General features: G+C 35.4%; 17 protein-coding genes and 1 pseudogene. 1 reads left to right on the top strand and 17 read right to left on the bottom strand.

Going from position 1 to position 19,084, the window contains the following annotated elements; all coding sequences use genetic code 11:
* The 16 genes and pseudogenes from F6K06_RS23720 to F6K06_RS34645 form a co-directional block, all read right to left on the bottom strand.
* Positions 1-196: helix-turn-helix domain-containing protein (locus tag F6K06_RS23720; protein ID WP_287243165.1), on the bottom strand; the 196-nt coding region annotated here is incomplete at its 3' end.
* Positions 197-288: 92 nt separating this feature from the next.
* Complete coding sequence (locus tag F6K06_RS23715; protein WP_124146968.1) at positions 289-1,044, bottom strand: hypothetical protein; 756 nt, start codon at positions 1,042-1,044, stop codon at positions 289-291.
* 151 nt (positions 1,045-1,195) lie between these two features.
* Positions 1,196-2,701 (bottom strand): glycosyltransferase family 39 protein, encoded by a 1,506-nt coding sequence (locus F6K06_RS23710; RefSeq protein WP_287243164.1) that lies wholly within the window; start codon positions 2,699-2,701, stop codon positions 1,196-1,198.
* A 389-nt stretch (positions 2,702-3,090) separates the two neighbouring features.
* On the bottom strand, positions 3,091-4,578 hold the full coding sequence (locus tag F6K06_RS23705) for a glycosyltransferase family 39 protein (RefSeq protein WP_287243163.1): 1,488 nt from the start codon (positions 4,576-4,578) through the stop codon (positions 3,091-3,093).
* Between the two features lie 24 nt (positions 4,579-4,602).
* The gene (locus tag F6K06_RS23700) at positions 4,603-6,012 is read right to left on the bottom strand and encodes an FG-GAP-like repeat-containing protein (RefSeq protein WP_287243161.1); all 1,410 of its coding nucleotides are present in this window, start codon (positions 6,010-6,012) and stop codon (positions 4,603-4,605) included.
* Positions 6,013-6,161: 149 nt separating this feature from the next.
* On the bottom strand, positions 6,162-7,571 hold the full coding sequence (locus F6K06_RS23695) for a flippase (protein WP_287243160.1): 1,410 nt from the start codon (positions 7,569-7,571) through the stop codon (positions 6,162-6,164).
* A gap of 181 nt (positions 7,572-7,752) precedes the next feature.
* The gene (locus tag F6K06_RS23690; RefSeq protein WP_287243167.1) at positions 7,753-7,878 is read right to left on the bottom strand and encodes a sulfotransferase; all 126 of its coding nucleotides are present in this window, start codon (positions 7,876-7,878) and stop codon (positions 7,753-7,755) included.
* A gap of 186 nt (positions 7,879-8,064) precedes the next feature.
* Positions 8,065-9,231, bottom strand: a complete 1,167-nt coding sequence (locus tag F6K06_RS23685; protein WP_287243158.1) for a glycosyltransferase — start codon at positions 9,229-9,231, stop codon at positions 8,065-8,067.
* Positions 9,232-9,281: 50 nt separating this feature from the next.
* On the bottom strand, positions 9,282-10,049 hold the full coding sequence (locus tag F6K06_RS23680; RefSeq protein WP_287243157.1) for a DapH/DapD/GlmU-related protein: 768 nt from the start codon (positions 10,047-10,049) through the stop codon (positions 9,282-9,284).
* Positions 10,050-10,079: 30 nt separating this feature from the next.
* Positions 10,080-11,111: an NAD(P)-dependent oxidoreductase gene (locus tag F6K06_RS23675; protein ID WP_287243156.1), complete on the bottom strand. Its 1,032-nt coding sequence runs from the start codon at positions 11,109-11,111 to the stop codon at positions 10,080-10,082.
* A gap of 31 nt (positions 11,112-11,142) precedes the next feature.
* Positions 11,143-11,868 carry a class I SAM-dependent methyltransferase gene (locus tag F6K06_RS23670; RefSeq protein ID WP_287243154.1) on the bottom strand — a complete coding sequence of 242 codons (726 nt, stop codon included), beginning with the start codon at positions 11,866-11,868 and terminating at the stop codon, positions 11,143-11,145.
* Positions 11,869-11,913: 45 nt separating this feature from the next.
* Complete coding sequence (locus F6K06_RS23665; RefSeq protein WP_287243152.1) at positions 11,914-12,741, bottom strand: hypothetical protein; 828 nt, start codon at positions 12,739-12,741, stop codon at positions 11,914-11,916.
* Between the two features lie 4 nt (positions 12,742-12,745).
* Positions 12,746-13,288, bottom strand: a complete 543-nt coding sequence (locus F6K06_RS23660) for a metal-dependent hydrolase (RefSeq protein WP_124146956.1) — start codon at positions 13,286-13,288, stop codon at positions 12,746-12,748.
* 348 nt (positions 13,289-13,636) lie between these two features.
* Positions 13,637-15,307, bottom strand: a complete 1,671-nt coding sequence (locus tag F6K06_RS23655; RefSeq protein ID WP_287243150.1) for a glycerol-3-phosphate dehydrogenase/oxidase — start codon at positions 15,305-15,307, stop codon at positions 13,637-13,639.
* 393 nt (positions 15,308-15,700) lie between these two features.
* Positions 15,701-17,038: a glycosyltransferase family 4 protein gene (locus F6K06_RS23650; protein ID WP_287243148.1), complete on the bottom strand. Its 1,338-nt coding sequence runs from the start codon at positions 17,036-17,038 to the stop codon at positions 15,701-15,703.
* Between the two features lie 377 nt (positions 17,039-17,415).
* Positions 17,416-17,620: pseudogene (locus F6K06_RS34645) on the bottom strand (HD domain-containing protein); the annotation flags it as partial.
* A 194-nt stretch (positions 17,621-17,814) separates the two neighbouring features.
* On the opposite strand from F6K06_RS34645, the gene F6K06_RS23640 reads away from it, so the two are divergent.
* Positions 17,815-17,955: a hypothetical protein gene (locus tag F6K06_RS23640; RefSeq protein ID WP_287243146.1), complete on the top strand. Its 141-nt coding sequence runs from the start codon at positions 17,815-17,817 to the stop codon at positions 17,953-17,955.
* Positions 17,956-18,031: 76 nt separating this feature from the next.
* On the opposite strand, the gene F6K06_RS23635 is transcribed toward F6K06_RS23640, so the two are convergent.
* Positions 18,032-18,220 (bottom strand): hypothetical protein, encoded by a 189-nt coding sequence (locus tag F6K06_RS23635; RefSeq protein WP_124147204.1) that lies wholly within the window; start codon positions 18,218-18,220, stop codon positions 18,032-18,034.
* Positions 18,221-19,084: the final 864 nt, after the last annotated feature.

The raw sequence follows: 19,084 nt of genomic DNA, 5'->3' as shown, positions 1-19,084 counted from the left end.
AATCTGGATTATCTCTTAGTTGAGGAATTGGCATCACCAAAGGGCAAGCGTTAACTGGACAACGATTTTCTGACCACCACGAAAACCGCTCTCCTAACCTATAGTTGTACTGCCGACGCAACAATTCTAACCACATTTCTATTGTGGCTATTTGTTCTTTGTTGGGTAATAGCTTGTACTGGTAGGCGGTTCGCATATTTACTTTGATTTGGTGTATGCTTTTATTATATAGTAATGAGCGCTGGTATATTTACAAAATTATTAATTATTAATTGTCGAACATATTCATCAATTTTTTGTAGGTGCTAAACAAGTATACATATTATTCTTTGATCCAACTACTGGTTTAACTTGAACAATATATTTATTAATCACCTTTTCTACTTCAATTTTTACATAATTAGACATTAAAGATAACCATCCATCAATATCAATATGCATCCACTTTTTACTAGCCTTATTATCAACAGCAAACTCAAGCAAGCGACTCATATTTGCTGAACCTGCTGTTTCACTAACTTCTTTCATCATAGAGTAAGTCAAGCTGTAAAAAGGTTCGGAACCTTGTTGAAAATATGTTTCCCACCCACTCCAATCTAAGTCCTTACGAGTTAACACTTTCTCAGCAAAAACAGTAGCCAGACCCTCTACATAACAATCAAGTAATTGCGCATTTAATAAGTGAAAAATTTCATGACTTAACTGTCCGTGAAAAGCATATTCAGAGGGTTTACGACTTAAATAGATAGTAAACTCACCTTGATTTGCATTATCAAGTGAAGCTAAAGGAGTTGTATGTAAGCGTAAATTTACTTTTTTTACTGCTATTCTTGGCTCGCCGTAGAGTTGTTGACTATAATTAAATACTGATTGAACAAAAGAAGAAATACTAACATTATTTAAACTATCATCTAAGGCATTAACTTCAGGTGATGAAATAAATTGAGCGGAAACTTTCTGCCGTTTTAAATTAGGAATGTAGAGAAAAATCAGCAATGAAATAAATATAGTGAATAATAGCTTAGGTCTGATAAACTTTAGCATAATTTGTATCAAAATCAACACGGATTACATTTTTTATTTCGCTAATTAATATTGATATTGATGAAATCAAAAAAATCTATGACTATTTCCCAAAAACAAGCGTTCAATAGAGAAATAGCCCATAAAAAAACTCAACTCGATATCGCTTATTCTATATCTCAGAAGTACGGGGTGTTAACAAGAAAAGCTCTAATGTGCCATTAACCTTAATTTTGTAAACTTCTTCAGCTTTAAACTTCTTTTCAATGCCAGACAGTAGGGTTGGTGATGGATTAGCATATGCTAACCAGATGCGCGATCTAGTTTTTGGTAAACTTTCCAGCCAACTTTCTACAGCTTGGGGATTATCTTCAGGTTCGTCTATTCTTACCTCAATAGTTGCAGAACCCCTATAGTAATGATTTAATGCTCTGGGACGTGACTGATTAGCTTTCCAAACAATTACGTCCCCAGACTGCTCGTTGGTTTGAATAAGTTGGACAAAACCCCGCCAATCTTCTCGATCCTTTACTGTATAGTAACGCTTCAAACCCCCACCAATAGCAACAAAATATATCAGAGCGATCGCCACTACCGGGATTCGCCACCGACGCCAAACCCCCATAAACCCTGCTGCCAAAAGGATAAAAAGATAGGGGGCAGTAAACAGAAGGTAACGATCTACCCAGAGAGAACGGGAAATTTGAGAAACTAAAAATATTGGAATTAAAGGTAAAAATCCCCAGGCAGCTGCCCAACCAAGTTTATGTGAATTTCGTTTCTCAAAAAAGGCTAAACCTATTAAACTAGCTACCATTACGGAGTAGAGATTATAAAACCAGAAAATTACCGTTGAATTAGGTCTGCCAAATGACCAAGCAGTAAAACGTCCAGGTTGTAGTAGTACATTAATTATAGTGGGGACAGATTTTAAATTAGATTTTACATTTTCTACACTTGGGTCTACTGTTCCTCTGAATCCACCCATAAATCGAGCCGAACGAATAGCTAAATCAATTATAAGGGGAGACCATAATACAATAATAACAATCAATCCAGTAATAAAACTCAATAATACACGCTTTTGCTTACGAAACTTCCAACCAAATAAAACTATGTCTGGTAGTAATAAGAGTAAATTTAGTGGTGTAGAACGAATAGCTAAATATCGAGCTATTGCCCAAAAACTGATAGAAAACTTATTGGGAGATTCTAAAGCAAAAGTTAAAGCCAGAGTACCAACTAATCCAAAAAAAGTGCTCACCCCATACATCCGCACCTCTTGAGCATGATGAATAAACAAAGGAGACACAGCCATAAGTAGAGCAGAAATTAAACCTACAGGTTTACTTGCCAAACGACAACCAAGTTGATAAATTAAGAAAACGCTACCTATAGTACAAATAACGCATAACCCGCGCAGCCAACTATCGCTATAGCCAAATACCATCCAACCTTTGAGGAGAATGAGATGAGTACGGCCTCTCCACAAGAGATCTAAAATATCTCTTTTTGCTCGATCTACACTGATGAGTTCATCTATCCAAAGACTTTCTGTGCCTAGTTGATAGAGATATAATCCAGTAGCTAATAATAGGATTAAAGTAATAGGAAATATCTGCCAAAATAAATCGGACTTTGCTTGATTTTTTGTAAAAGACCAAATTTTTTCTTTCATAGTAGATCCACCACAAAATTATCGGAAATTTAGGAAAATATAGATGATTTTGTTCGGCGCTGGTGAATCAAGCCATGAAATCCAAGTTGGTACTACAAGAAACTGGGTTTATTGGAGAAAGATGTCAGTATGATAAGGCATCTAAATATAAACCAGGTTTATACACTTAAAAAAAATCATAGCTCAAATCACCAACACCTTTTGTTCAATAAACATCTGCATAAAATAAAATGGCCCTTTATTTGGCATTAACTATAGTTGTAAAATTCGCTCACAAAACCATTTTTAGTTCATTTTTAATGCAAATATATTATTTATTCCTGTTTAATATTCCCTGTTCTTTACTTGGTAAAAAAGTCTATATTTTTTTTCAATAGATGTCTAATATTTTAATTAAGGGTTGTGACAAAAAGGTGCATCAAATCTTTTTCTCTATAAAACTGTTCATTAGTAAATTCCCAGTGTTTTTCCAGTTTTAACTGATCCCCAAAAGTCTTTTCAAACAAGGTTCGGTCGAAATCACCTGAGCAAACTAACCACAGTCTTTCTATTGGTAATAGATTGGATAACTCTACCTCTAAATCAGTTTTGTTCACCTTCGGAATAGAACAAATTTCTGGATTACGAGAAATAGGTGCAGTACCATGATAGTAATGAGTTAGTGCAGTAGTCATTTTTTCAGAATCTATAGATAAAACTATTTTATCCCCTGGTTTTTCTGTCGCACTAATTACTTGTGCAACACCACGCCAATCTTGGCGATCCTGAACTGTGTAGTAACGTACTAAACCATTACTAACAGCGATGAGATATATAATTGCTACTACAATAGCTACTGTACGCTGCAAATTCCACACTCTCATAAAACCAGCAGCAAGTAAAATCAGAATGTAAGGACATAAGAATAATAAGTAACGGTCTATCCATAATCTCTGAGAAACTAAAAATATCATAGTTGCAGGAATAAAAGCCCAAGCTGCAATCCAAAGAAGTTTTCCTGAACGATGCTTTTTAATCAACCCAAAGCTTAATAAAAATAGTAAGATGATTGTGTAAGCTTGATAAAATAAGCTGATTGCTTTTGATGTTGAAGGGAATGGAAAAGCTGTAAAATGCCTCAACTTACGTATTACTTCTACTAGACTGGGAAATGCGTGTGCAGCAGAAGATGTCTCAACCTTGGCAGTTATGTTTACAGCTCCCTTCAAGAAACCTATAGTACCTGAAACTAATGCCCATAATGAGGGAAACCATAAAAAGAACCCTACTAACGCCCATTTTCCAAAACGTAATAATACATCACGTTGTTTGCGAAACTTCCAACAAAATATGAGAATATCTGGTAATAGTAAGGTGGCATTCAGTGGGGCAGTCATGTTCATTAATACTCGTGTGCCAGCCCACCAAGCTATTGAATAGTTAGTAGGATTCTCCAGTGCATAAACTAAAGCAAGGGAACCACCAATAGCTAAACAAGTACCCAGTGAGTACATACGCACCATTTGGGCAAAATTAATGAAAAGTGGTGAAAGTGCCAGCAATAGAGCTGCTATTAGACCTACTGCTTCTCCAGCTACACGACGACCAAGTTGATAAATTAAAAATACATTAGCTAATCCAAACACAACAGATAAGCTGCGTAACCAACTATCGCTAGTACCAAATAACATCCAAAACTTTAGGAGGATGTAGTAGATTGGGCGTATCCCAAATAAAGAGATATTACCTTTAGCATCATTAATACTGTAAAGTTCCTCATTCCACATACTCTCTGTGCCAAGTTGATAGAGATATAATCCAGTAGCTAGTAATAGAATTAAAGCAATTGGCATCCATTGTTGCCAGTAAAATTTTTCTTTGTGAGTAGTTGTATTCATAGCATTTATTAAGGATTAACTAACTTATGGACTATAATAATTCCAGGTCATTTTACTACGGCGGTAATGATTTTGAGACCATAATCGAGGGCGATTCGGATTTGGATTTGGTTCGGGGTTACTGTAAATGTGCAACTGATTTCCGTTGAGAACAATCAATTCCTCTCGCCAGTCTCCAGACACATCTGCTACATAGAGGCGATCAGCCTTTTCTTTAAACCTGTGAAGAAATTTCCCAGTCAAAGGATCGAAAATTGCCACATCTCCTGATTCATGGCGCTCTTTGGCAGCAGCTAACTGTTTCTCTTCTCCTATCCAATCTATGGTAAATATAACTTCCACTCCCTTGACTGTCCAATCTCTAGGGGCAACATTGTCCATTTTATACTTGGCAATGAGCTGACCCTGGGCATCAAACACAAAAGGTTTCTGATGTTCAGGATAACGACTGCGAGACCATATTTCTAACCCCGGTCGATTGGGGTCAAAGTCACCAATAGCACCATTTTGAGGTTCTTTGTTTTTGTAATCAGTTTCCCAAATTAAGCGATCGCTGTTAAATAGAAAAACTCGATTACCACCACCCTCTTCCAAAGCTACTACCTCTAATCCAGGAATGTCTGGTCGGACATCAGCAACAAATATGGCATCAATATGACCTTTCAAGGAAATTTGAATTAGTATCTCTCCATCTGGTGAAATCAGGGTACCACCCAAAACTTCATCTTTCCCATCTGCATTCAAGTCTGCTACTCGTGCCCCATTATGAGCACTGGCCACAAAATCATCTCTCGTCCATAGAGGTTGGGGGTCTTCTTTTTTCAGCAAGTCATCTATTGCATAGGCAGCTAAAAAGACTCCCGTGCGATACCCTTCTGAGTTAGTGGTTTGCAGTAATAAATCCCTATCACCTTGCCCACGGAAATTAGTAATTACTAAGTGTTCCCATCTTTCTGTTCCTGCTGGTGATTTCAGAGTGATAGTTTTCTTAGTTTTTCCACTTTCACCCTCAACAATATGAAGAGTGTTATCTTTAGTTAAAAATAATACTTCTGTTTTACTATCTCCATCTACATCACCTGCTTGTACTCCAGGTCCGTGCCATCCAGGTAATCCATTCTTCTCTGATTTTTTGGCAACTTGAATATCGATTTGTTTTGCCCAAAGTTTTTGTCCATTTCCTTGATAAACTACAAGATGACCAGGTTTAGTGACGATTAAATCTTTCTGACCATCATCATTCACATCTGATGTAATTAGTCCACCTATTCCTTCGTCTTCAGCAGGTAAATCTAATTCTATGCTCTGAGGTTTAATCGAAGAATAGGGTAAACTTGATAATTGACTGCATCCACTACTCAGAAACAATAGAAAAAATAAGAATATGTCAACTCTAAATTTCAAGAAATTTCTTTTGATCAAGTAAGTATTCATAATTGATTTTATTGATTTTTTAGTATCTATAACTATCGCTCTAGGGTTTGCTGATTAAACTATCCGCGGAAAAAGTTAGCATTTTCAGTAGACAAGATTCGATCTCTTCACCCCTCTCCGCACTCCCACACTCCCACTCTAGTTTCTTTTCACCAATCCCTATCTATACTATACCTGAAAAATTGCTTGGGAACCATCAAAAAAACAATAGCCACTATACTTATAGTCATTATTCCTATGGCTATACCAGGGTTTAATCCATACAAAATCAGAGATGGCACCCCCGCAAGTAATAAGCTAATTGTTGCAATTAAACACAAATATCGACCTATTTTATATCCCATGTAAGCCATTAAACCCAAACCAGAAATCGCTAAGACAACTTCACTTAATAAAGTAGCAATCGCTGCACCCACTGCTTGTAGATGAGGAATCAAAATTGCATTAGCAGCAATATTTACGATTACCGTTACTAGCAATAATTTTAGTAAAGATTTTTCCCTTCTTGTAGTCTGTAAAAAAGTTTCTACCAAAGTGCCAAACATTTTAATGCTTAGACTGGGAAGTAGGATTGCTAGAGAATTAATAGCAGGATAGAAAGCTTCCCCATAAATGATACCAACAATGATAGTTTGACAAAATCCAGCAACAACAATTGTTGGTAAAACTATAGTTAGTAGAAGCTTGGTTGATTTATAAGTTTCTATTGGCAGATTATCAGGGTTTGTAGTAAAGCATTTGGTAAATCTGGTGAAACCGACATAAAAGATTACACGAGGTAAGGCAGAAAATATTTCTATTGTCCGGTAACTAACACTGTAAAATCCTGTTTGTTCTGGAGTAGTTAACCCCTTAAGCATTACTAAGTCGATTTGATAGTATAAAATCCAGAGAACTCCAGATATGGCAAAAGGGTAAGCCATCTTCAGGGTTTCCCAGAGATTGCTAAAATTAATGGGAGACCAAATAGATATTTTTTTGCTCAGGTAATAAAGTAGTACTAGGATGTCGAGGGTACGGAATACTACTACAGTTGCTAACACCAATACCAAGTTCTCAGACCAAAATAATACCCCACTTGCAAATAATACTACGAAAAATCGCTCTATAGCAACAGAAATGCTCTCACCACGAAAGTCTCCTAAACCTCGTAATACAGCCCGCAGAGTTTGTTTAGCACTACGACAGACTTCAGAAAAGACAGCTAAGTAGCAAACTATTAGACCATTTCCCTCAAAACCTAGTAATTGTGCAATAGGCACCAGAACTAAAAGAATGGGTAAAGAATTCAATCCTTCGAGTAAAAGAAATCTGATAGTAAATTTAGGAGCTTCTAATGGATTTGCAGCTACTTCACGATTAATTAGGGTAGGAAATCCAAATTGAATAAATAGGGAAAGAATTGCTGCTAGAGCAACTGCTCCTGCAAAAACCCCATACTCTTGAGGTCCTAGAACTCGGGCTAGGATTATATAAAAAATGAAAGTAAGAGCTAGAGTTGCTTCACCTAGAAAGGCGTATATATAGGAGAAGTCGATTCGAGAGAGTAGAGCTTTCATAATTTAATGGGATACCCACAAGAAGAGTTAGAAGAAGACAAGAAAACTTTTTGAGAGTAACATCAGTTTAAATAATTCATTAATCCTATAGAATATCCTTGACAAAAAGGTAAAGATTAGAGTCTTTTTGCAGGTCTCCATAATAGTTGAATATATCTGAAAAACGTTCAAAGATATGACTTTATCGAGGAATAATAATATTGGGATGCGCATCTATAATAATTTGAAGCAAAGTTGTACCTGAGCGTGGACAACCTACGATAAAGAATGGTGTTTCTAGAGTTCGCGAAATTATCTTTTCTGTCATCATCTTAGAATTGTTTTTGTCAGGAATGCCCAATAATTGTTTCTGAGTTATCTCTAAATTCCCGTATTATTTTAACCAAGGATAGATACCAAATTCCCTACTTTTATACAATAGGATAACAGAGAGATCATAATTGATTAAATATTAATACTGGGATTACATAAAAACTGGGTTAAAAATGAAACATTATAATAAATCCGCATAAATTGTAGCTAGGCGCTGTACTGAATTCGATATATCATAATTTTGGCAAACTTCCCAAGCTTTGTCTCCCATCATTTGGACTAACTCCATATCTTTTAGTAACTCAATGATTTTTTCAGCTAACATCTCACTATTTTTGAAAGGTACGATAAATCCTGTCTCCCAATCACTAATCACATCTGGAATTCCTGGAGCAGGAGTTCCCACTACTGGCTTTTTCATATTCACTGCTTCTAAGAGAGTTAAAGGAAATCCTTCCCAAAGTGAAGGCATAGCTATAACATCTGATAAAGTTAGTAAAGCAGGGACATCTTTACGAAACCCAGTAAAAATTACTTGTTTACTAATTCCTTCTTGTTCAGCATAAGACTGAAGCATTGACATATCTGGTCCATCACCAACTATTAAAAAGCGAGTTTTCGGGAAGTCTCTTAAGATAGAAGATGCAGCTTTGAGAAGATAAATTTGACCTTTTTGTGTATCTAAGCGACCCACTGTGGTAATAACTTGTTCATCTGGTAAAATGCCAAGCTCTTGACGAACTACTTTTATTTGGTCTGGTTTAGGTGCTTGAAACTCAGCTAGTGGCAACCCAATAATTACTGTTTCTAGCTTTTTTGGTTGAATTTTGCGCTGGGAAATCATAAATTCTCGCACAGGTTCGGAAACTGCGATTCCCTTAGTTGTTAAAGGAGATAAAAGTGTATCAGCTATAGTTTGATATAAAGGTTGATTAGGAAAAACAGCGTGTTCATGTACTATATTAGGAATTCCTGTTAACCAACTTGCTAAACGACCAAAATTTGCTGCACCATAACCGTGCAAATGTAAAATATTAGGCTTTTCCTGCTTGATAAGTTTGAGTAAACTGGTTAAAGTCGTTGGATCAAATTTTCCTTTACTCAAAAAATAGATTGGTGTTCCCTGTTTCTCAAATATTTCACCTGATATTTCAGGAGAACGAAGACTGCAAACACAAAACTGAAACTTCTCAGGAGCGAAATGAGGTATCCACCTTTCAATGACTCTGGTTACTCCATGAATCACTGAACCAGATACACTTAATTTATCAATTATGTGCATAACCCGGATCGGTTTTGGTAAATGTTGTTGAGTCTCTTCCTTCTGTTTAGTTAGATGTAGATGCATAATATTTATTATTTCGACTATTTATTTAAGTTAATAATATATATTTAAAATTAAGCCCCCCCGTTACGCATCCGAGTTATCTTGGCTGGTACACCAACAGCAATAGCATAATCTGGTAAATCTTTAGTTACCACCGCCCCTGCTCCCACTATACATCCTTTACCAATTTTCACCCCATCTAAAACTATTGCCCCCGCTCCCAACCAAACATCATCACTAATCATAACAGCTCCTTTTGAATAAACCCCTTGTTCCATCATCGGAATATCCAAGCAATCTGATATATATCTACCCCCACCTATATAACAGTTGCCAGCAATTAAAACATGAGAGCCAATAAAAATTCCATTACCTGAAGAGATAATAGTATTACAACCAATATCTGTTTTTTTTCCAATGACAACTGCTCCAGTTTTTCCCTGAATTACGCAATTTCTAGAAACTATTACATTATCTCCTAAACTAACACCTTCCTCTCCAGCACCACTAGCATCAAGCAAACTATAATCGTCTATTGCTACCCCATCTCCCATAGTAATTTTTCCCGGATGACGTAGCACAATTCCCTTGCCAAATATTGCTCCTTTTCCTACTTTTTTAAACAGGGCGGGGTAAATTTTTTTCCTCAATACATATCCTAATCCACCAGAAATATTGCTCAGTAATAATGTTGCTAATTCATATTGAATTAAATAGCTAATATTATCATCTCCTAATACTTTAGCTTGATAAGTTTTTAATAAAGATGATTCTTTTTGATTAAGCTGTTCTGTTAAAGGAATTTTGTCAATTTTTTTTACTTCTTGAGGAACTGTCATTGTTAATCCTCTAGTTAATTTAATTGAATTTTATTTAGAAAGTGAAAGCCAGCCATTATCTAAATACCATTGAGCTTGTTCTTTTAATCCTTCTTCATCTGAATGAGCAGGCACAAACCCTAATAAATTGCTCATTTTGATTGTATTAAATGAGCGGTCTTTTGTATAAAATGCTAACCTCCTTCTATATATAGGTGGTTCAATTCCTAAAGGCCGACAAATAAATTCTAAAATGTCTCCGAGTGCAAATACAGGAGCTGCGGGGAACTGCAAAAATTTTGCCGAAACCCCATAATATTCACTGATAATATTTACCAGATTTTTAAATGTCATAGCTTCAGGACTACCACAGATAAAAACTTCTCCTACTGCTTGGGGATGAGTTGCAGCTAATATAAAAAAGTTAGTCAAATCGTCAACATGAATAAAATGTAGTAAGTTATTACCATTGCCAATGACTGGGACTCTGCCTTTAGCTACCCATTTAAAAATTTTTAATAGTCTTTTTTCTCCCGGACCATATATTCCCGCTGGTCTAACTACGGTAACTGGTAATCCTTCTTTTTCCCCAAATTTTTTAATCCAAATTTCTCCATCTAATTTAGTTTCTTGATAAATATCTCCTGGTTTCATTGGACAATTTTCATCACCAGGTGGATTTTCTATATGACCATGAATTCCTATAGTAGAAACGTGAACAAAACGTTGAAAATTTGCTTCTTTTAATGCTGCTTTTGCTAATAGTTGAGTGCTTAAAACATGAACGTTATAATAACCAACATCAGCAGATTTTGCTTCCCGAAATGGAGTCACCATGTGAAATATATAGTTAACTCCTTTCACAGCTTCATCAATTAAATTTTGGTCAAAAACATCTCCTTGAAGCCATTTTATTGGCATTCCAGCAAAGGGTTTTAAGTTTGAAGTTTTACGAGCGATCGCTACTACTTCTACCCCTTGTTTAACTAATTTATTTACCAGCACTGAACCTGTAAATCCTGTTGCCCCAGTTATTAAGGCACGAGAGTTTGGTTGCAGTTTATATTTAAAGTCTTCCTCCATATTTTTTTCTTTATTCTAAATCAATTAAAGTTTAATTTTTAGAGAATTTGGCAATTACAGGAGATCCCAATAAACTGGTTAATCCTGTCAATCTAATTGACTGTTCTAATACTGAAGAAATACCCGGAGATTTTAAGGCGCGATGAACTACCATTGGCATAAAAAATTGTGCATAGCGTTCTGTTTGTTTTAAACCTAGAGATTTGAAATAATCTAAAATTTCTGGTTCTTGATAACAGATAAATGGTCTTGTATTACCTTCCAAACCTTTCTTCAATTTAAACAAATAGGGAGCAATGGAATTAATACTTCTTATTGTAGGATAATCTATTATTACTGCTTTTTTAGCCACCCTAGTTAGCTCAGTTAAAAAATTCTGCCATTGAGTTACATGAGCTAGAAATCTATAACTAATAACTACATCAAAAGCATCATTTGGATAGGGTAAGTCTAAAACATTCCCTACTTGAAATGAGCAAAGATTAGCATCTACAAATTTCTTAATTCTTGCCTGACAAATCTCGGCACTACCTAGGACTGTAAGTTGGTAGTTCTTGTTAATCAAAGGTTCTGTTAATTGACCATGACCACCCCCTACATCTAGTATTTTAGCATTGGGATGGGGAGCTAACATCTTTAAAGTCGCTTCTTCCTGTATTTTCAGCAACCAAGCACCGATATTTCCCGCAAAACGGGAAGCATAATCATCGGAAGATGTTTCTATATCTGCTGTTTCTGGAAAATTAGTAGTAACCATATTTCATATTCCATTCTTTACCTTGATTAAAAACTTTCTATTTTGCTAATTATGATCACCATATCTAATCGCAAATTGGTTACGAATAAATCTAAATGGTGTTTCCAGGCAACCATAGGGTTGAATTGAAGTAGTAGGGTTTAATAAAATCTGCTTCATGCTTTTTCCTGGTTCCACTATATTAAATTCACCCTCTACTATAAACCCAAAACTTCCTGGTTTGGTATATTCAGATTTTAAGGGTAGAGGGTCTGTTCCTGGCAAAACTTTCCATCCCTTTTTTTCAGCTAGTTGAAAATAAGATGGTCTTGACCAAAAATTAGGACGACCACTATTGTCACCGAGACATATCATAGAAAGGGTATCTGAATTTAATAACTTTTGTAAAATATTACCTCTCTTCCCTATCCATTTTCCTACTCCCCAAGGTAACACAGGTATACTATCTTTTGATACTATGTTTTGGATGGTAGTTTCTACAGGTAAACCATCTACAAATTCATTATCTGAAATTAAGGCTAAAACTTCTAATTTTTCTGCGGTTACAATTTGCCGACCAGCAATGATGAAAATTTTTTGATTCTCGTTATTAGTGGCAGAAATTGATATTGATTCTTGAGTTGGAGCTAATTTCCAGTTATTAATTTGCTGATGATTTTGAGCATATTCTAATATTTTACTAAATTCAAAATCACCAAGCATTTCTGTTAAAAATATCAAAAAAACCGAGTTTTCAGTATCGGTTTTCGTTCTTGATATTTTATGAAAATTTGCTAGAGATGCATTCAATAGTTGGTCAAGTTCAAAACATTTATGAATATGAACGTGAGCATCTGCAATAATTTTTTGATTTATTTTGACTTGACTATTCATTGATTTATTCAATAAATTTGCTAGAGCGAAAATTTTTCCACAGCCATAATATACCGACAATTAATATTGAGTAAGACAATTCCCAAGTAATAAATATAAAATGGCTGACATCAAATAATCCTCTGGAGTGATGAACTGAGGGAAAAAACGGTATTGCTGACTTCAAATATGTATCTGTAAACGGCCAGAAAAGTTGTAAACCAGAACCACTTGTGGCAGTGAAAAAGTCTAAAACCAAATGAGAACTATAGATAACTAAAGTAAATAAAAATAGTTGTTTAAAGGAAGATTTGCGACAATAACTAATTAGCCAACTAACTATGAAACTAAAACCAATGGCAAAAACAAAAGTGTGAGTAATACCCCTATGAAATCTTTCGCCTGTGATTAACTGAGGTAGAAAATCAAAGTCAGCAAAAATAGCGACAAAAACAGGATAAAAAGTTTCCCAGCTCCACCAACGAGAGGGATAATATTTCAATTTTTCCTGGGGTAGAAACTTAGCTAGTACATATCCAGAAACTGAGTGAGCTATTGGAGATGGCATAGTTAAAAATTGTTGATATAAAGGAAAAGTATTAAAATAATTTTGGCGCTGGTATCAGGATAGTTATACTAATTAACTTAAACAATCTCCCCGAGAATTTCAAAACTAAGGGGAGCAAATAATCAGCTCAATTTTTGAGGGCTTAAAGTTTGTTTTTTTCAGATAATTTTACTTTCAATTTTCTGACAAAAAAAAGGTCTCAAGCCTCCCCTTTGAAGGGTATGAAAAAAACAAATCCATTAACAGGAAAGGAAAGGAAAAAACATAGTTACCACTTGGGAGGCTAACTGATAAATGATAACTGAAATGACTTGGATAAAACAAAATTAGAGATTTCCTGGAGTTTATCTAGACGGAAATTTTGACTGGGGTAAATCCAAAAATATTTTGGATTTCCTCTACTTCTTGTTGTAATTTTGTCGGACTCCAACCTAACTCTTTGCTCATAACTTCAGCACAGAATAGAATAGTTTCATCCCCTGGATATCCAGCACTACCTAATTCTGTCCGGCGCAATATTACATCACTTAATTTATGAGCCATTTCTTGATGGATAGCATGGAAAATTTCAGCTTTAATAACTTGCAGTTCACTCTCAGGATTATCCAAATAATTCAGAACTTCTGGATAAGCAGAGCCATAGTTATAAACTAGGCGACGAATAGTTGATTCTGTTAAACCTTTTCCTTGGTTTTCTACAATAGCATTCTGTAAAAAAGCGTTAAAATTTTCTATTTCCCCACCATATATAGGTGTAACTGATGAAACTGACTTAGGAGATTTTTTCCCTAATGATTTGAATAGATAATTAACTACTTTTTCAGCTACGTCTCTGGCAGTGGTATATTTCACTCCTACTATTGAAATTAAACCTAATAATCCAGTTTCGGAATGATCTAAAATTTGATAATGTTTGGCTAAGACGGGTTCGCCAGTTTTAGGATTAACATTAGTTGTTGGTAGCATCCCCCCATGTACAAATGAAATTTCTTCTCGCTTTAACTTTGCTCCTGGATATGCTTGGTTAATAGCAGTAATAAATTGATTTATGTCTTCTTCTGTGATTTGAAAATCATCGGGGTCTTGAGTATAAACTGCATATTCTGTACCAATCATAGACCGCCCACGCCAAGGAGAAATAAATAGAAAGCGACTACCTTTGTTAACTATACCATCTGAGTCAGCAGAACTATTTTTACTGGTAATACCTACTGCATATTTTTCAAATAGAGGACGAGTGGTAACTAAATTCATTGCTTTAGCCAAACCAAAAGGCGATCGCTCTTGTTGGTTGACCATACCTAGAATTTTATTTACCCAAGCTCCAGAGGTATTGATAAATGTTTGACCACGGATATCTAATTTATTTCCAGTTAGTCGGTCTATTGCCGTTACGCCAGTAATGCGATTATCATTTTGAATAAACCCATTAACTTCAACATAGTTTGCTACAGTTGCGCCTTTTTGGTCAGCAGAGCGTAAAAATGATATGTTCAGTCTTTCTGAATTATAGACTTGAGCATCATAGAATATAGCTCCTCCGGTCAAACCTTGAGTTGAAATACCAGGAAGTAACTCCAAACATTTCTTTTGAGAAATTACACGACCGTTAGGAATATGTTTTTGTTGGTCTAGGAGTCTGTTGCGATCGCAACTTACCAAGTCATTAACTGCTAATGCTATAGACAAAGCTTCTTTTCCCTTCAACCCATGTCCATAAGTAGGGATCAAAACTGGCAGTGGATGAATAAGATGGGGTGCTATTCTCATTAAAGTGGTGCGTTCGTGAATTGACTCCCGCATCCGCTTAAAATCGGCATTTTGTAGATATCGCAGTCCTCCGTGAATAGTTTTTAAGCTATTAGCAGAAGTTGCCGCACCAAAATCATTTTTTTCTACAAGGGCTACAGAGAGGCCACACAGACTTGCTTCCCTAGCTAGAGTAGCTCCATATATTCCCCCACCTATTACCAGTACATCGTAAACTTGATTAGTTAGTTCCGTTAAATTTCTTTCCATAACATCTGAAATCTAAGGATGTAGATAACGAAGATAACTTTAGTGACATACTCGCACACTAACCTGACGGTATAGTGTGGGCTTCTCGTTTCACAGTCCCGGTATCCCGTCGGACTCCACGAGCTTTAAGAACGAGATGCCCCACCGCTCTTTTTGCACATAAAAAACTGCTCACCTAGTTCCGGAATAAGATTTTACGTTTTCCCACAGTTGACTAGGAATTCTGGCCAACAACCCCATATCCTATTAAATTTTCATGGTTCATTACTGGCGGCGATTAGCTCAAACCAGCATAGTTCAATGATAACATAAAAATTTGTAAATTAATTAGACATCGAGTCCCATTAATTTACCGCCGATTCATCTCACGCCAAATCGGCGATTTAGCTAACCTTAAGATACTTGATAATCTCCTGATTGCACAAGCTTTTTTTCAGAATCTCCATTCTGATTTTTGTCAGAGTTAATTGTTTCTTTTACTTGATTGTAGATACTACCTAACTTTTCACAAAAAGCAGCATAACTATGTTTTTTCTGAACCATGTTTTTACCTGCTTCCCCTAATTTAAATCTTAATTCAGGGTCTTTAATTAGAGAAATTATTCCTTTGGAAAAAGCTTGAGGATTAGAGTGAGATAACATTGCTGTTTTGTCATCTAATACCTGAGTATGAGTTGGTAAATTAGTTGCTAAGACAGCTTTACCACTATCAAGATAAGAATATATTTTCATTGGTGTATTCTTACCTTTTATCCGAGGAGATACTAAAACGTCAGCTTGAGCAAGATAATTTCCTAATTCACTAGCAGGTTTCTTTCCTAGAAAATATACTTTTTCTTGAATTCCTAACTTTTTAGCTTTATTTTGATATTTTTTAATATCTTCTTGCTCTCCTCCTACTATCACTAAATCAACTTCTTTTGTTTGTTTTAGTGCTAAAGCAAAACTATCTAGCAGTAAGTCCATACCTTGGTATTGTTCCAAATTACCCACATACATTAGCATTGTATTGCTAATTTTTAGCTCTTTTTTGAGGTTATGCTTAGTTGCAACTTTTTTTTCATTTAACAAAGAAATATCTGGTAATAGTACAACCTTTTTGGGTTGATATTGATTGATATTATTAGCCAAAGCTTGACATACTGGAACTACAACTTCTGCATTTTTGACTGCGTGTTTCTCAAGCCACTTTAAGACATAAATAAAAGGTGAAAGAAACGGATATTTTTCGATCATTTGCTGAGACAAAGAAGAATCCATATCATAGATGTAAGGAATATTCAACAAAAATTTCAGTAGTAATGCGATAAATACTGATTCTTCTACAGCATGAATTAAACTATAACGTTTCTTGGAAAGTAGTCTAGCTACTTCTAGGAACATTAATAGGTCATAAATAATTTTCTTCCAAGAAAATCCAGGACGTACATTCTTGACAAATGGGATGTTGATTGTACGGTATATATTAGTATTTTTATAGTCAACATCTTTCCCTTGTGGATAGGTTACTACATCAATTTTATCGTTTTGTTGTGATAAAAATTTTAAAACTAAATTATCAGCAATAGGTGAACCTCGGTCTTGATAAAAAGGATGAGGAATTAAAAATAAAATATCTAAAGGAGAATTATCGTTTTTGGTTTGATCATTGATTATTTCCAGATTTTCATTGTTTTTTGCACCAAATAACTGTATTCCGTGATTTTTAGTTAAAGTAAATGATTCAACCATAATTAAAACCTTTTTAGCACCTCATAAATTTTTGCAATTATATTTGATCACGCAATTTTATTTGCAGATCAATCAAAAAGCTAGATATACTTGAATTCACAAAAGTATAGGTTGTGAATTCAACAGTTAATTGCTTATAGTAAGCATGAATTTCAAAGTTTTTTCTATTACTTAGTATCCTAACAATCAGCATCAGCAATTTCAAGTAGTTTCGAGGAACTTTACCAAAACTTTAAAAATTATGGCCTTTAGGCCCGATGATCTTCATCAGAATTTCATAATTCTCTTGTAAACTCAAGATTACATAATTAAATTCACTACTTATATTAAATATGTATATTGAAAACTTATTTATACAGAACATTACATTCCTCTCTAGGAGGTTTCGGAGTTGTATCCGTATCGGTACAACCATCTACTATTTCTGTTACTCTCTCCAAACTGTAGTCTAATTTCTGTCCAAATCAGGTGGCCAACCTTGATCTTCTATTGCATCCTGAAGTAGTGCTGCTATGGCCTCATCCTCATTCCATATTCAAGGGCAATACTAACTACCCCTAAAAGCTGAGAAATGTGACCCACATATTGAAACACAAAATGTAGTACAATAAATAGACAAGCATCGTCATCAGAATTATCAGTCTACTTATTCTTGTATAGATAAAAAAGCGAGGGTTAAAGTATTGTTCCTGAACAATAAGTTGCTATAATCACCAGAAAACACAGGAGCAACAATACTCCCGTAGATCGCGTCAATCAATTTTGAGTATTAGGTAGTGTGGTCGCACACCACTCAAATCAGTCTTGAAGAAGGAGACAGGAGACAGGAGACAGGAGACAGGAGACAGGAGGAAAATTACATGGGGATAGTCAACGAAGGGCCGCTCCGCGTCTACGCTCCCCCAAGTAATGCGTGAACACCCCCGTTGACGGTGGGGTATTAAACCCACAAAGAAAATGATAATATTTTTGACAAGTAGAGGGTAAAATTTCTCAAATAAAGCTTCGTTCTGATGTAAGATTTATTACTTGTTTTCGACCATTTATTGTGAATAAGTGAATTCCTTGCAAATATTGAAATACCCATCTTAATGTTGGATGTTCTGTAAGTTTTCCTATTTGGGTAGCGTGTAACTCAGTGGCGTAGATTAAAGCTTCTGTAAAACGGTGGGAAAGTATCATTTGTTTAAGTTAAAAGTCAAAAATAAGAAAAATCTATCACTTTTTAGATAGTCAATCTGAGGATGCTTTAATAATAATTGTTCTTGGATATCAATCAACTATAAAACTATAAGATTGATTGAATATAGAAAAATTTTATGGATAAATTTCGGGTAGAAGTGATTGCTAAAACTCCAAATCCTCAACAGGTAATTTATGCAGCTCTGCATCAAGACGTGCGGTTCGTTTGAGGTGTAATGGCCTCAGCACCTGTCTTTATATTGAAAGACAGGTCAATAGGGAAGGGATAAAACCCGATACCGAGACAACTCACTTCCCGTAAGGGTGAGTCAAATCACGACCAGAATCACATGGTCAATAAACATCAGATCATGACAAAATTTAACAAAAGTTAATATAACTACGTTAAATAAATATCAAGATTTGACAAGTCCCTTCTCGAAAGTACCTCGATGACAGCATATACCCCAATGTTAAGCAGGTAGCGACTACTGACATTGAAGCGGGTATAAAAGCGAACAAATACCGTAACCTAAATGGAAAATTTTCGCAAGCATTCAGTCATGGGTAACGAAAGTGAACTTCTATATTTGTCGTGAGCAGCAAAGTTGCGAAACTAGGTTGATACGCAGCGGTCAAAATCACCAAAGGTTAAGGGATAAATATGAGTCTTGATATTTATCGGTACTCCAAAATGACCTCGGCAAAAAGGAAGACCCTAAAACTGATACCAACGGGAAATGGGAACGAATTAAATCTAAGGATAGGCTCTTAAAGTGGTCGAATCTTTGAGTAGTAGCTAGCGTAAGCCACCTTAGATGGGATTGAATCCGAAGCTAATGCCAATTTGTAATGAGTTGGATA

The sequence above is a fragment of the Okeania sp. SIO1H4 genome (genome assembly GCF_010672695.1).
Classification (GTDB): Bacteria; Cyanobacteriota; Cyanobacteriia; order Cyanobacteriales; family Microcoleaceae; genus Okeania; species Okeania hirsuta.
This window is presented reverse-complemented; position numbering and strand designations above follow the sequence as displayed.

Coding starts and splice junctions, on each gene's coding strand:
- F6K06_RS23700 (WP_287243161.1), bottom strand. CDS start 6,012: ATGAATACTTACTTGATCAAAAGAAATTTCTTGAAATTTAGAGTTGAC.
- F6K06_RS23715 (WP_124146968.1), bottom strand. CDS start 1,044: ATGCTAAAGTTTATCAGACCTAAGCTATTATTCACTATATTTATTTCA.
- F6K06_RS23650 (WP_287243148.1), bottom strand. CDS start 17,038: ATGGTTGAATCATTTACTTTAACTAAAAATCACGGAATACAGTTATTT.
- F6K06_RS23685 (WP_287243158.1), bottom strand. CDS start 9,231: ATGCATCTACATCTAACTAAACAGAAGGAAGAGACTCAACAACATTTA.
- F6K06_RS23660 (WP_124146956.1), bottom strand. CDS start 13,288: ATGCCATCTCCAATAGCTCACTCAGTTTCTGGATATGTACTAGCTAAG.
- F6K06_RS23655 (WP_287243150.1), bottom strand. CDS start 15,307: ATGGAAAGAAATTTAACGGAACTAACTAATCAAGTTTACGATGTACTG.
- F6K06_RS23680 (WP_287243157.1), bottom strand. CDS start 10,049: ATGACAGTTCCTCAAGAAGTAAAAAAAATTGACAAAATTCCTTTAACA.
- F6K06_RS23670 (WP_287243154.1), bottom strand. CDS start 11,868: ATGGTTACTACTAATTTTCCAGAAACAGCAGATATAGAAACATCTTCC.
- F6K06_RS23710 (WP_287243164.1), bottom strand. CDS start 2,701: ATGAAAGAAAAAATTTGGTCTTTTACAAAAAATCAAGCAAAGTCCGAT.
- F6K06_RS23665 (WP_287243152.1), bottom strand. CDS start 12,741: ATGAATAGTCAAGTCAAAATAAATCAAAAAATTATTGCAGATGCTCAC.
- F6K06_RS23690 (WP_287243167.1), bottom strand. CDS start 7,878: ATGACAGAAAAGATAATTTCGCGAACTCTAGAAACACCATTCTTTATC.
- F6K06_RS23635 (WP_124147204.1), bottom strand. CDS start 18,220: ATGATACTTTCCCACCGTTTTACAGAAGCTTTAATCTACGCCACTGAG.
- F6K06_RS23695 (WP_287243160.1), bottom strand. CDS start 7,571: ATGAAAGCTCTACTCTCTCGAATCGACTTCTCCTATATATACGCCTTT.
- F6K06_RS23675 (WP_287243156.1), bottom strand. CDS start 11,111: ATGGAGGAAGACTTTAAATATAAACTGCAACCAAACTCTCGTGCCTTA.
- F6K06_RS23705 (WP_287243163.1), bottom strand. CDS start 4,578: ATGAATACAACTACTCACAAAGAAAAATTTTACTGGCAACAATGGATG.